Source organism: Bacteroidota bacterium (assembly GCA_019637975.1).
Classification (GTDB): Bacteria; Bacteroidota; Ignavibacteria; order UBA10030; family UBA6906; genus CAADGV01.
Genome location: JAHBUR010000006.1, coordinates 131,050 through 145,129 on the forward strand (window position 1 = coordinate 131,050; position 14,080 = coordinate 145,129).

General features: G+C 51.4%; 9 protein-coding genes. All 9 read left to right on the forward strand.

From position 1 onward, the window contains the following. Window positions 1-23 precede the first annotated feature (23 nt). Genes KF749_04785 through ppdK form a run of 9 tightly spaced genes read left to right on the forward strand, consistent with a single transcriptional unit; the run spans window position 24 to window position 14,016 of the window. A complete protein-coding gene (locus tag KF749_04785) occupies window positions 24-2,513 on the forward strand; it encodes a hypothetical protein (protein MBX2990471.1) in 2,490 nt (829 codons plus the stop codon). After that, the gene (gene smc / locus KF749_04790) at window positions 2,514-6,086 is read left to right on the forward strand and encodes a chromosome segregation protein SMC (GenBank protein ID MBX2990472.1); all 3,573 of its coding nucleotides are present in this window, start codon (window positions 2,514-2,516) and stop codon (window positions 6,084-6,086) included. Window positions 6,087-6,097: 11 nt separating this feature from the next. Next, window positions 6,098-6,814 (forward strand): MtnX-like HAD-IB family phosphatase, encoded by a 717-nt coding sequence (locus tag KF749_04795; GenBank protein MBX2990473.1) that lies wholly within the window; start codon window positions 6,098-6,100, stop codon window positions 6,812-6,814. Between the two features lie 13 nt (window positions 6,815-6,827). After that, a complete protein-coding gene (locus tag KF749_04800; GenBank protein MBX2990474.1) occupies window positions 6,828-7,424 on the forward strand; it encodes an isoprenylcysteine carboxylmethyltransferase family protein in 597 nt (198 codons plus the stop codon). Between the two features lie 5 nt (window positions 7,425-7,429). Beyond that, the gene (gene lpxB / locus KF749_04805) at window positions 7,430-8,557 is read left to right on the forward strand and encodes a lipid-A-disaccharide synthase (GenBank protein ID MBX2990475.1); all 1,128 of its coding nucleotides are present in this window, start codon (window positions 7,430-7,432) and stop codon (window positions 8,555-8,557) included. Window position 8,558: 1 nt separating this feature from the next. Continuing rightward, window positions 8,559-9,413: a hypothetical protein gene (locus KF749_04810; GenBank protein ID MBX2990476.1), complete on the forward strand. Its 855-nt coding sequence runs from the start codon at window positions 8,559-8,561 to the stop codon at window positions 9,411-9,413. 6 nt (window positions 9,414-9,419) lie between these two features. Beyond that, on the forward strand, window positions 9,420-10,481 hold the full coding sequence (gene lpxK, locus KF749_04815; GenBank protein ID MBX2990477.1) for a tetraacyldisaccharide 4'-kinase: 1,062 nt from the start codon (window positions 9,420-9,422) through the stop codon (window positions 10,479-10,481). Beyond that, complete coding sequence (locus KF749_04820; protein ID MBX2990478.1) at window positions 10,478-11,176, forward strand: gamma-glutamyl-gamma-aminobutyrate hydrolase family protein; 699 nt, start codon at window positions 10,478-10,480, stop codon at window positions 11,174-11,176. Before lpxK ends, KF749_04820 begins: the two co-directional genes overlap by 4 nt. A 53-nt stretch (window positions 11,177-11,229) precedes the next feature. Next, window positions 11,230-14,016 carry a pyruvate, phosphate dikinase gene (ppdK, locus tag KF749_04825; protein MBX2990479.1) on the forward strand — a complete coding sequence of 929 codons (2,787 nt, stop codon included), beginning with the start codon at window positions 11,230-11,232 and terminating at the stop codon, window positions 14,014-14,016. The last annotated feature ends 64 nt before the right edge of the window (window positions 14,017-14,080 follow it).

Sequence of the window (14,080 nt, forward strand, 5' to 3'; positions counted from 1 at the left end):
GGTTCCTTGAAAACGGGTCTGCTATGGCAACTGGCCTTGAGACGGGCTATTTGTTGGATACGCCGACGAGAATGAAGATTGACCTGTCCGGTTTGTGGTCGTACAGCGTCACTAACGGCCCTCAGGGGAGTGTAAGAATTCCTTCAGCGTACGACTTTACGGGCGAGGTCGTATTCGAACGGAAAGTGGAACTGAAGGAGGAGGATCTGGACAGATACCAGTTCCATCTCGTCATGATGGGATCGAACTACAATACAGCGGTATCCATCAACAGAGATTTCATCGTGAATCATATTGGCGGATACACGAGTTTCGTGGCACCGATTCCCTCCTCAACTCTTCAAATCGGCTCCGAGAATATCATCCGGATTACGACAAACAACACGCTTGATGCCACCAAAACGCTACCCCCTCGCTCACAGGTATGGGGATGGAGGAATTACGGCGGCATTCTCCGGGACGTGTACATTCTTGGAACCCCAAAAGTGTTTATATCGGACGTGTCGGTTTCCTCGGAACCAAAAAGTGATTTCTCGTCCGCCCGGATAAAAGTCGTTGCAGCCTTCGAAAGCGAAGTACGCGGCGCAGCGGATACATTGCAGCCGCAACTCCAACTTTTTGCCGAGTTGCATGACAGGCAGTCGAACACACTGGTGGCAACGAGTCCATCGGTTCCTGTAACGCGACAGGCCAAGGATTGGAACCCGGCTATTGTGGAATTTACTGTTGCCAATCCCCGGCTCTGGAGCCCGCAAACCCCGGATCGCTATCTTCTCAAGACATATCTTGCCGAAGCCAAAACAGCCGTGAAATTGGATGAATACTACATGCATATCGGCATCCGGAAGATTGAGTTGAGGGACGGAAGGCTGTTCCTTAACGGAAAAAAGCAGGATCTGAAGGGGTTTGTCTGGGTCGAGGATCATCCCTCTTACGGAAGTGCGGTGACGCGCGAGGAAATGGAGAAAGATGTGGCGCTGATTCGAAGTGCCGGCGCCAATGCGATTCGCTTTGCGTTTCATCCGCCTCATCCGTACATGCTGAACCTGTGCGATCGCTACGGGCTTTTTGCGTTTGTCGAGCTTCCGGTGAGAAATGTTCCGGCGCCAATTCTCTCCGGCGACTACTACATCGATCTGGCGAGTAATGCTATGCGCGAAATGATTGTGCGCGACAGGAACCATCCATCGGTGGTGGCGTGGGGTTTAGGCGATGATTTCGAGTCGCTTTCACCGGTTGCCCGAAAATTCATCGAGCAGCTGGGAAATCTTACCCGTCGTCTTGATACAAGACCGGTGTATTACGGAACCAGCAAGAATTTCCCCGACGCGGGCGGCGATCTTGTAGATATTATTATGCCTGCCATCATGACACGGGACGCAAAGTTATTTCGAAGAGAGTTGGACAGTCTTCGCGAGGCGAATCCCGAAAAGCCTGTTATTGTGACAATGGGAAGTGAAGTTCAGCCGAAAAACAGCAACGGATACAGCGATCCCCTTTCGTACGAGGCGCAGGCACGGTATATGGTCCAGCACATCGATGCCGTGTTGAAATCCGATGTCGCGGGAACGTTCATCCTGTCGTTCAACGATTGGAAAGGCGATCGTCCGGCTCTTACCGTAAATTCCGGGAACCCGTGGATGCACACACTGGGGGTGGTGAATCACGCGAGAGATAAGCGGCTCGCATACGAGGCTGTGCGTGCAGCGTTCAATAGCGAGAAATTCTCCGCCCTGCCTATTGGCAATAATCCTTCGTCATCTCCTATTGTTTATGTTCTGGCAGGACTTGTCATTCTTGTCGGAACGGCATATTGGTACAACTCCAGTCGCCGGTTTCGCGAGTCGCTCAACCGTTCAATGGTGAACTCGTACAATTTCTTCTCCGATATCCGCGACCAACGCATTGTAACCGTCTTGCACAGCACGCTTCTCGGGCTTGTTGTATCCGCGGGGACGGCAATTGTGCTGTCGAGTTTGTTGTTTTATTTCCGTCACAGTCTGGTGTTGGACAACTTGTTGTCGTTCATCCTTATTTCGGATGGAGTGAAGCAGGAGGTTATTGAGTTGGTTCGTCAACCCAACAAGTTCATTGTTGTGTTTACCGGCGTATTTTTTCTGCATCTTCTCTTTGTCAGCATGCTTCTGTGGATGGTGGCTCCCTTCTTCAAGGCTCGCATCTACCCGTATCATGCATATGCAGTCACCATGTGGTCAACGCCGCCGCTGCTCATTCTTGTTCCGTTCGGGATGATCCTGTTTCGATTGATGGATAGCCCGGTGTATGTGTTGCCTTCGATTCTGTTGGCGGTATTGCTCATGTTTTGGGTTGCGCTGCGCTTTCTGAAAGGCATCTCCATCATACTTGATGTCTTTCCTCTTAAAATGTACGTCGCAGCCCTCTTGATCCTCGCCGTGGCGGGGGCTGGTTTGTACTTCTATTTCGATCGCACCGAATCAGCGTCAGCGTACGCAAAATACCTGTACAACACTGTAGCAAGCAAGCATCGCTGAATGTATCTTTCCAAACTCGAAATAATCGGCTTCAAATCTTTCGCGCAGAAGGTGAACCTCTCGTTCGATTCGGGTATTTCGGCCATTGTCGGCCCGAACGGATGCGGCAAAACCAATATCGTTGATGCCATCCGGTGGGTTCTGGGCGAGCAGCGGTACAGCGCCCTCCGGTCCGAGAAGATGGAAGATGTGATTTTCAACGGAACAAAAAGCCGTAAACCCCTCGGCATGGCGGAGGCATCTCTTGTTATCGAAAACAACAAGGGAATCCTCCCTTCGGAATATACGCAAGTAACCGTTGGGCGACGTGTGTTTCGTTCGGGGGAGAGCGAATATCTGTTGAACAAAGTTCCGTGCAGGCTCAAGGATATTCTCGACCTCTTCATGGATACGGGAATGGGTGCCGATGCGTATTCGGTGATTGAATTGAAGATGGTGGAAATAATTCTGAGCGACAGAACCGAGGAACGTCGCCGTTTGTTTGAAGAGGCCGCGGGCGTCACGAAGTACAAACACCGCCGGAAAGCCGCCTACCGCAAACTCGAAGCCGTGCAAGCCGATCTTGTTCGTGTCAACGATATTGTGCTGGAGGTTCAGAAGGCTGTCAACTCACTCGAACGTCAGGCACGGAAAGCCGAACAATATAACGACCTGAAAACGAAACTTCGTGCGTTTGAGATTGATGTGATGGAACGGGAGTATGCCCAGCTTCTCGGACGCGTCGAACCGCTGCAGGTTCGGTTCGCCGAGATGACATCCAGCAGGGCGAAGATCGACGTTGATCTCTCCCGCGAAGAAGCCGGGCTCGAAGAACTCCGCCAGTCAATGAACGAAGCCGAAAAACGGCTCATCGAAGCTCAACGGGATGTCAGCCAGCATATGGAGAAGGTCAACCGCATCGAGCAGAAGAACCTTGTTGCTGCCGAACGCTCGAAGGCCCTGCACGATAACATCCAGCGGTACGAACGTGAACGGGAAGAACAGTGCGGCGAGAAGACCCGCCTCGAAGCGCTTGTGGTGGCGCTCGGGCAAACCATTATCGATTTGACGGCACAGCAGCAACAATTGAACGACGATCTCACGCTTCACCGCGAGCAAGCATCCGAAGCCGGTCGAAGACTCGATGAAAAGGAATCAGAACTGGCATTCCTGAGCGAACGGACGCTCGCGCTGGTTCAATCAATATCCGAGCGGCAACGCGCACAGGACAAGCAGAGGGGTCGTGTGGAAAACCTCAACGGCCGGATGGCGCGGGCGGCGGAAGAAAACAGGGAGTACGAAGACGAACTCGTCCGCCTTGCAGCCGAAGTGGAAGAACATACGACTCAAGACAAACAGCTCCGCAGGCAATTCAGTGAAGCAGAAGTCAAATACTATGAAGCGGAGAAAAACAAAAAGGAACTCGAGGAAAAACTCGATGCGCTTCAGCGCGAGGAAATGGATGTTGTCGCCGAGTCAAACCGGATCGCAGCCCGCATTGATTTTTTGAAAGGGTTGATTGAAAGCAAAGAGGGCTTTTCCGAGGGGGTGCGTTTTCTTTCGACAACAGATAAATGGAATCGACCCGCCCGCCAACTGACTGTCGCGGATGCCGTCCATGCAGAGGATACATTTGCCGTAGCGATCGAGGCCGCGCTCGGCGAACATGCAGGGTTGATTGTGGTTGATTCGACGGAAGAAATCGAGCGGGGCGTTTCGTTGCTGAAGGAAGAACAAAAAGGGAAAGCAACATTTGTTGCGCTGAACCGCCTTCCTCTTCTGACCAGTCGCTATGCAATTCCGAAGGAACCGGGCGTGTGTGGCTGGGCAATAGACCATGCCCGATTTGATCCGCTCTACGATTCCTTGTTCCATCTGTTGCTTGACCGGGTACTGATCGTCGAGGACGCCGCGACGGCAAAAGCCATCAGCACAAAATACACCGGCATCCGATGTGTAACCCTCGAGGGTGAAACAACATCAGGCGCGGGGATGACCCGCGGCGGCAGCAGGCGGCTTGATGAAGGCGGCGTGATCGGCAAGCAAAATCAGATTGAAGCGTTGCAGCGGGAATTCCATGCGGTGAATGCAAAGCTTTCCTCAATCAAACAGATGTCCGAACGTGTGGCCGCCCAGCACGACGCTATTGACCTGAAATCCATCTCGGGAATGGTGAAAGACATCGAGAAGGAAATGAACGCAGTGGAAATGCGCATTGCGCAGCTTGAGTTCGAGCGCAAGCGTGCGCGGGATGTGATGGAGAAGAACACGGAAGAAATCCAAACGCTGAATGCTGAAGCCAATGAACTTCTTGCAGTGATTGCGAGCGAAGCTCCGGAACTTGACAAGCTGCGGGAAGAGAAAACAGCTGTCGAGCAGAATGTCGGGGCCGCAACGAGTGAACGGGAAACCCTCGAATCGGATTTCGAGCGGCTATCCAAAGAGGTAAACGAGCTTGAAATCAAAGCTGTGCAGTTGGGAGGGACACTGCAGAATACAGAAAATGAGTCGACGAGAAGCAGGGAGAGTATTGCGGCAATTGCCCTCACGCTGGACAAAAGAGAGACGGATATCGGCGTTGCACAGCAAGAAATTTCTCATATCAATTCTTCGGTTGAAGAGGATGCGATCGTACTCGGTGAATTGATGGCTGAACTCTCCCGGCTGGAGTTGCATAGATCAAATGTCGAACGCGAGAATCTTCACCTCCGCGAGGAAATGCATCGGATTCAACTGAAGATACGTGATGAACGCCGTTCACATGACGACACGATACAAGCCGTGCATGATCTTGAACTCAAGATCGCCGACCTCAAAGCGAAGATAGAGCATCTGAAAGAGCGGGCATTTACGGAATTCGAACTTCAACTTGAGGTAAAAACCTATCCGGAAGATGAGTTCGTGGACTTCGCCGCGCTGCGGGATGAAATTCAGCGCTTCCGCGACAAGATCAAATCGCTCGGAAACATCAACTTTGCCGCATTTGAAGAGTACACGGAAGAAAAGCAGCGATTCGAATTTCTTTCAACGCAACGTGACGACCTGATAGAAGCCGAAAAGACACTGCTGGCGACGATTGAAGAAATCAATGCGACGGCACAAGCCAAATTCCTCGAAACCTTCGAGAAGATCCGCCAGAATTTCATCGAAACGTTCAAAAGTCTGTTTGATCCCGGAGATGAATGCGACCTGAAGCTTGAGGAGGATGTTGATCCGCTCGAAGCAGGCATTGATATTATTGCGAAGCCGCGAGGCAAACGACCGACTTCCATTCATCTCCTTTCCGGGGGAGAGAAAACGCTGACGGCGACGGCATTGCTGTTTGCCATTTATCTTGTGAAACCCAGCCCGTTTTGTATTCTCGACGAAGTCGATGCACCGCTGGATGATGCGAACATCGACCGGTTCACGCGCATTATCCGGAAATTTTCCGACAACACGCAGTTCATTGTTGTTACGCATAACAAGCGGACAATGGAGGCTGCCAATGCCCTCTACGGCGTGACGATGGAAGAAGAAGGAGTGTCGAAACTCGTTACTGTTCGTTTCAATCAAGGCTCGCAAGTGCAATCTGCCGCTGTGGTATCGGGTTAGCGAATACTATCGTGTTAAAGATCTTTGTTGATTTTGACGGAACGATAACACGGCATGATGTCGGCAATGCGTTCTTCAGGGAGTTTGGCGGGGAGAAATGCAGCGGGTATGTTGCCGAGTACAAGGCGGAGAAAATATCAGCGAAAGAACTCTTTCGAAAAGAGGTCGCCGCGATGGGGGCGCTGGATGAGCAAGAGGCGGGAGAATTTCTCTTCCGTCAGCCGATTGATGGTAGCTTCAAGAATTTCGTGGAATTCTGTCGCGCCCGCTCAATCGAGTTTCATGTTGTCAGTGACGGACTTGATTACTATATCCGAAAAATTCTGTCGTACAACGGCATTGAAGGCATTTCGTTCTTTGCAAACAATCTGGCGGTTGTCCGGAAAGATGGCATTGCGCAGCTTGATATCAGTTTTCCGTATGATGATGCAGAGTGTACGCGTTGCGCCTGCTGCAAGCGGAACATCATGCTGACACATTCCGGTGATGAAGACATCATCGTGTATATCGGCGAAGGATACTCGGACAGATGCCCTGTACAGTATGCCGATTTCGTGTTTGCAAAGGACGAGTTGCAAAAGTTCTGTCAGGAGAAGAACATTTCCTACTTTCTCTACAACTCATTTAACGATGTCGTGGAGAGAATGAAGGATCTTCTTTTGCGGAAGAAACTGAGAAAGAGACGGGAAGCAGAAATGAAGCGCAGGGAAGCGTTCATCGGCGAGTAATCAGCGGAAACTCATGTCATCACAGGACGACGATTTCAGAAAGCTTGTCTTCAAGTATCGGAGCTACACGCCGATTCCGTTTTTGATTGTCATGGTCATGTTTGCGGAACCGACCCTTGTCAGTCTGATTGCAGGCTTTGCGATTGTCGCCCTCGGTGAAACAGTTCGTTTTTGGGGTGTTTCGATTGCAGGAAGCGAAACCCGGACAACAGGAACAGTCGGTGGAACGTACTTGATAACGAACGGACCATTTGCCCGCGTCCGCAATCCGTTATATGTCGGCAACATGCTGCTGTACGCCGGGGTTGGCGTGATGTCGATGGCGTTGTTTCCATGGTTGCTCATTGCGGCGTGTGTATGGTTCTACATTCAATACACACTGATTGTGTCGAAGGAAGAGGAATATCTGGCCGAACAATTCGGAGCCGACTATGAACACTACAAGAGTCACGTGCCCAGGTTTCTTCCGCGACTGAGAGCGTATGTTGCCCCGAATCCGCCGCCGAAACGCATGAAGGCCAGTGAGGGATTTGCATCGGAGCGGAGAACGTTGCAAGCGATCGGGATTGTCACAGGTATCCTCGTCGTTATCTTTGTAGTCCGGAGTTGAGCGTTATGCTTGGGCGCGTGATGATGATTGCCGGTGAGGCATCAGGCGACTTGCACGGCTCGGGCGTTGTCCGGGAATTGAAAAATCGTCTTCCGGCCATTGATGTGTTCGGAGTCGGAGGAGATCGAATGGAGGCCGAAGGGATGGAACTTGTCCATCACATCTCGCGCCTGTCATTCATGGGATTCATGGAAGTTCTCAAGAATCTTCCGACAATCAACGAGTTGGGACGAAAGCTGGAAGCGCTTCTCGATGCCCGCAGGCCGGATGTTGTTGTGTTGATTGATTACCCGGGTTTCAATCTTCGGTTTGCGAAGAAAGCAAAACAGCGGAACATCAAGGTTCTGTACTATATCAGTCCGCAGGTGTGGGCGTGGCACAAGGGACGTGTAAAGAAGATGCGCTCGCTCGTTGATCGGATGAAGGTTGTATTCCCGTTCGAAGTGGAAATCTATAAGAACGAAGGAATAGATGTTGAGTTTGTCGGGCACCCTCTCGCCGAAAGAATAGGGTCGCAGGTATCGAGGGATGAGTTCTTTTCCGAAAACGGATTTGATCGGGAGAAGAAACTGCTTGCCCTCTTGCCCGGAAGCCGCAAGCAAGAAATCGACAACATCTTTCCTGTGATGCTCGAAACGGCGGCACGTTTGAAGCAGGAACTTGACATTCAGGTTGCTGTCGGTGTGGCGCCGAATCTGGGGAGGAATTTCTTGAGAGGATTCATGGCAGATTCGGATTCCGTGACTCTTGTGGAACATGCAACATACGATGTCATGGCACACGCCGACGCAGCAATCGTCACATCGGGAACGGCAACGCTCGAAACAGGTTGGTTCGGAACGCCGATGGCTGTCGTATACAAAACATCGCCGGTAACGTACACTATCGGGCGGGCGTTGGTTGGTGTTCCGTATATCGGATTGGTAAATATTGTCGCGGGCGAGAAGATCGTCCCGGAGTTTGTACAGAACGACATGAATATGCAGAACATAACACACGAAATGAAGAGGCAACTTACTGATGTCGCGTATGCCGGAGATCTCAGGTCGAGGCTCTCGGTAATCAAAACCAGGCTGGGTGAGGTCGGGGCATCGGCAAAGGTTGCCGAAGGAATCATTGAACTTGGGGAGTAACATGAATCGGCTTAAGAATCGAATCAATCCGGCTCAACTCGCTTTCCCGGTGTTGCTCGCTTCGGCGTTGTTGCTGTTCGGTTGTAGTTCTTCCTCCGAGTCGGTCAAGATCGAATCTGTTGCACCCCCCGTTGCGACGAAGGAGATGCTGTACAAACACGGCCATCAACTCTATCTTCTCCAACAATTCGACAGCGCGAGGACTGTTCTTCAGCAGGCGCTCGCGTTGGATGCAAACGACAGAGATGTGCTTGCTGATTTAGCCTCGCTGCATTATGATCTCGGGATGGCACCGGATGCCGGAAACAAGAAAAGAGAGTTGTTGCGCCAATCGCGTGATTACTACGTGAAGCTTGAAGCGCTGGGCGTGACGGATTCAGATACGTACGAACGGATTTGTGAAGTCTCTAATGCCGTAAGCGACAACAAGACTCTGCTCAAGTATGCGCGAAAAAATGCCGACAAATTTCCTTACGACAGGCAATTCTACAATTTGAGCTATGCTTACTTCAGCGCCGAAGATTACAATAGCGTCATTAGAGTATGCAAAGATGCAATTGAGAAATTCAAATCCTCCCCGTTCATCGGATCATTCTATCGCCAAATGGGGAGAGCATATATGAAAGTAGACCGCGACCAGACGGCGGAAAGAACATTCTATGCCGGGCTGAAAACGATTGATGCAAAGATTGCAGATGTGAGAAAGAATCCCGACAGCGGCAATAGTGCCGATATCTCGCGGATGAAAGATGACAAGATCGGAATCTTGACATCGCTTAAACTTCTACACACGACATACAAAGCAGCAGACAAGCTTGCTGATGTGGAGAAGAAACTGAGGGAGTTGGGGAAGTAATTTTCCGTGCGTATGAAATTCTTGCTGCCGTTTTCGTGGCTGTATGCGTTCGCTGTCATTGTTCGCAACAAGCTGTTTGATTGGGGCGTACTAAAACCGGAGGATGCGGGTGTTCCGGTTATTTCGGTAGGGAACCTCACGGTTGGCGGAACCGGAAAAACACCGCTGGTTGAGTACATTGTTACGTATTTGCTTCGTGAAGGAAGAAGGGTTGGAGTGGTAAGCAGGGGGTATAAACGGAAGTCGACCGGCGTTGTTGTTGTATCGGATGGAAAGAAGATTGTCGGTACAACCGAAGAGGGAGGCGACGAGCCTCTTCAGATAGCACATAAATTTCCCGATGCCATCGTGGTTGTAGCCGAAAGTCGGGTTGAAGCCGCACGGCAAGCCGTTCAGTGCGGGGCAGATGTTGTTGTGATGGATGACGGCTTTCAGCATCGTTATTTGAAAAGAGACCTGGATATCGTCGTCGTAGATGCGACGAAGGACGTTTTGCGAGACGCTGTTCTCCCGGCCGGTATGTTGCGGGAACCGCTCTCAGGATTGCGGCGAGCCCATATGGTTGCGCTATCGAGGTTCAACGAAAACGATCCTGAACATGCAGGCCTTGAAAAGAAACTCAGTACATACACAACCGCGCCGTTCACCCGTTTTCAGTACACGCTTCAGGAGATACGGCGTGTACATGACGACGGACTTGCATCGCCGGACGTTGTGAAGCGAATGAGCTTGATTGCATTCAGCGGGATCGGAAATCATGAATCATTCACGACTCAACTGCGTGAGGCGGGGTTCAATCCTCTGAACGATATGCGGTTTTCCGATCACCATCGCTACTCGGAAGCCGATATGCTCACGCTTGCTTCGTTCGCAAAAGCGATGAACGTCGATGGGTGCATCACCACGGAAAAGGATGCAGTCCGGATTCGATCAGACAAAACCATAGCCCAGAAACTGATTGACGAGGTTCCGGTATTCTATACAACAATACATGTGGAGATTGTCGGGGGACAAGATACTCTTCACTCGAGCATTAGCAGTACTACCAGGGGAAAGGCCATATCATGATTATTGGAATTACGGACACATTCAACAAAAAGTACGACAACTATGTACACTGGTTAAGGAAAGTTGCAAAGCAGGTCGAAGTCATCAAGCTGTCACATGAAGCGAATAATCTGAAGGAGATCAAAAAGTGCGACGGGTTGATTCTCACCGGGGGAAGTGATGTGCACCCGAAATTCTACGGCCGCGACGATCTTGCGAAGGAACTCGACGATATCAACGAAAAGCGTGATGACTTTGAAATCAAACTTGTGAAGGAGGCGGTTCAGAAAGAAACGCCGATTCTCGGCATTTGCCGCGGTATGCAAGTATGCAACGTGGCACTGGGCGGCTCCCTCATTCCCGATCTTGAACGCGAGGGACATAAGAATCACGCCAAAACGAAGGAAGGCAAGGACCGCCGCCACAAAGTAGAGTTCGAGCGGGGAACGACGTTACACTGGATTGTCGAGTCAACAAAAGGCGAAGTCAACTCCGCACACCATCAGGCAGTCGATGTAATTGCAGAGGGGTTGCGTGTTACAGCAAGATCCTCTGATGGCGTCGTGGAAGGACTTGAATGGGAAGAAAGTGAACGAAAACCGTTCCTTCAACTCATACAATGGCATCCTGAGCGGATGGAAGATCACACTAACCCGTGTGCAAAGAACTTGCTCGAACACTTCGTTCTTAGCGTAGTGTCAAAAGCGGAGGAGTAGCAACTGCACGATCACTATTGATGTACCATACATTCACCAAAGGAAAATAGACAATGAAGAAATATGTTTACGTGTTCGGCAATGGTAAAGCCGAAGGCAAAGCTGAAATGAAAGGTCTCCTGGGAGGGAAAGGCGCAAATCTGGCCGAGATGACAAATATCGGATTGCCCGTTCCGGCTGGGTTCACAATCTCAACGGAAGTCTGCACCTACTACTATGCAAACAAGAGATCATACCCCAAAACACTGAAAGCAGAAGTAACAGGGTCTCTGAAGAAAGTTGAAAAGATGATGGGTGCGGAACTCGGGAATGTAAAGAACCCGCTGTTGCTTTCCGTGCGATCCGGTGCTCGAGCATCGATGCCCGGTATGATGGATACCATTCTCAACCTGGGTATGAACGATGCCGTCGCTGAGGGTTTAGTGAAGAAGACAAACAACCCTCGCTTCGTCTACGACTCCTACCGCCGCTTTGTGCAGATGTACGGCGATGTTGTGCTCGGCCTGAAGCCCGTTCATAAAGATGAAATTGATCCGTTCGAACTGATCATTGAAGAGAAAAAGAAATCGAAGAACGTGCATCTTGATACCGACCTGAATGCCGACGACATGAAAGAACTCGTCGGATTGTTCAAAACGGCAATCAAGGAGAAAACCGGACATGACTTTCCGCAGAACCCGATGGCGCAGTTGTGGGGAGCTATCGGTGCCGTGTTCGGGTCATGGAACAACGAGCGGGCGATCGCCTACCGGAAGATGTACGACATTCCGGAATCGTGGGGAACGGCCGTCAACATCCAGTCGATGGTATTCGGGAACATGGGCGAGGATTCGGGAACCGGCGTTGCGTTTACTCGCGATGCCGCCACAGGGACGAATGTGTTCTACGGCGAGTATCTGATGAATGCCCAAGGCGAGGATGTTGTGGCGGGTACGCGAACTCCTCTTCCAATTTCCGAACTCGAAAAGGCGAATCCGAAAATCTACAAACAACTCGATGCCATCCGGAAGAAGCTGGAGAAACACTATCGTGATATGATGGATATTGAATTCACCATTCAACAAGGCAAGCTGTACATGCTCCAGTGCCGTGTCGGAAAACGGACGGCGTTTGCGGCTATCAAAATTGCGGTAGATATGGTGAAGGAACGGTTGATTTCGGATCGTGAAGCATTGCAACGGATCGAGCCTGATCAGTTGAATCAACTGTTGCGGCCTGTATTTGATCTGCATGAGAAGAATGCCGCAATCTCCAACGGGCGACTCCTGGCGAAGGGGCTGAACGCCGGTCCCGGCGCAGCAACCGGACGCGTCGTGTTCAATGCACCCGATGCTGAAGAATGGAAGAAACGCGGCGAGTCGGTAATCCTCACGCGCATCGAAACCTCTCCCGAAGACATCAAAGGAATGGACGCAGCGGAAGGCATTCTCACGGCACGCGGCGGCATGACATCGCATGCGGCGCTTGTTGCGCGACAAATGGGCAAAGTGTGTGTGGCCGGATGCTCTTCGTTGAACATCGACTACACGACACACACGATGTCTGTGAACGGGAAAGTGATCAAGGAAGGCGATTGGATTTCGCTTGACGGCACAACCGGCGAAGTGTTGGAAGGAAAGGTTGCAACAAAACCGTCGGAGGTTTTACAGGTGTTGATCGACAAGACCCTCGATCCGAAAGATGCCCCCATCTATCAAGAGTATAAGAGGATTATGACGTGGGCGGATAAATACCGTCGCTTGAAGGTGCGCACCAACGCCGATCAGCCCGATCAATCGCACAACGCCGTGGCGTTCGGTGCCGAAGGTATCGGATTGTGCCGCACGGAACACATGTTCTTCGGTGAGGGAAAGATTGGCCCGATGCGTGAGATGATTCTCGCCGATAGTGTTGAGCAACGCAAGGTTGCGCTTGCGAAACTTCTCCCTCTCCAGCGTGAGGATTTCGAGGGGATTTTTGAAGCGATGAACGGCCGTCCAGTCACGATTCGTACGATTGATCCGCCGTTGCATGAATTCGTTCCGCACGAAGAATCTGCACAGCGGGCGCTTGCGCAGCAGATGGGCATCAGCTACGAGAAAGTTCATCAACGCGTCGCAAGCCTGCACGAGTTCAACCCGATGCTCGGCTTCCGTGGTTGCCGGTTGGGACTCATCTTCCCCGAGATTACGGAAATGCAATCCCGCGCCATTTTCGAGGCGGCGGCAAATATCCAGCAGCGAGGCATCAAAGTCGAACCGGAAATCATGATTCCCCTTGTCGGCAATGTGAAAGAGCTTGCTCACCAGGAGAAGATTGTGCGTCAAGTTGCCGGCGAAGTGATGAAAGAGAAGGGCGTGAAGCTGAACTACCTTGTCGGCACGATGATCGAAATTCCCCGCGGCGCCATTACAGCCGATGAGGTTGCAACCGTTGCCGAATTCTTCAGCTTCGGCACGAACGATCTCACGCAAACGACGCTTGGCGTCAGTCGCGATGATGCCGGGCGCTTCCTCATCCCGTATGTAGAAATGGAAGTCTACGAGAAAGACCCATTCGAGGTTATCGACCGGAAGGGCGTCGGCACGCTGATGCAGATGGCGGTGGAAAAAGGCCGCGGTGTTCGCCCGACGCTGAAAATCGGCATTTGCGGCGAACACGGAGGCGATCCCTCGAGCGTGGAGTTCTGTCACATGATTGGACTGAACTATGTGAGTTGCTCGCCGTTCCGCGTGCCAATTGCACGACTTGCTGCTGCACGTGCAGCGTTGGCGGAAAACAAAGTCAAGACAGTCAGGGTGCTGAAGTCTCGTTACTTCACGCCGCGGAAAGCCGCCGCAAAGCGCCGGAAGAAGCGCTAAGCTGACGAAGACTATTCACACTCTCCTCTGTTGTGATGGCAGAGGAGAGTATCTATGGACAAGA

What these genes read in the sequence shown, in the direction of transcription:
- KF749_04785 (MBX2990471.1), top strand. Translation starts at nt 24, where the DNA reads ATGGCAACTGGCCTTGAGACGGGCTATTTGTTGGATACGCCGACGAGA.
- smc (MBX2990472.1), top strand. Translation starts at nt 2,514, where the DNA reads ATGTATCTTTCCAAACTCGAAATAATCGGCTTCAAATCTTTCGCGCAG.
- KF749_04800 (MBX2990474.1), top strand. Translation starts at nt 6,828, where the DNA reads ATGTCATCACAGGACGACGATTTCAGAAAGCTTGTCTTCAAGTATCGG.
- lpxB (MBX2990475.1), top strand. Translation starts at nt 7,430, where the DNA reads ATGCTTGGGCGCGTGATGATGATTGCCGGTGAGGCATCAGGCGACTTG.
- KF749_04810 (MBX2990476.1), top strand. Translation starts at nt 8,559, where the DNA reads ATGAATCGGCTTAAGAATCGAATCAATCCGGCTCAACTCGCTTTCCCG.
- KF749_04820 (MBX2990478.1), top strand. Translation starts at nt 10,478, where the DNA reads ATGATTATTGGAATTACGGACACATTCAACAAAAAGTACGACAACTAT.
- ppdK (MBX2990479.1), top strand. Translation starts at nt 11,230, where the DNA reads ATGAAGAAATATGTTTACGTGTTCGGCAATGGTAAAGCCGAAGGCAAA.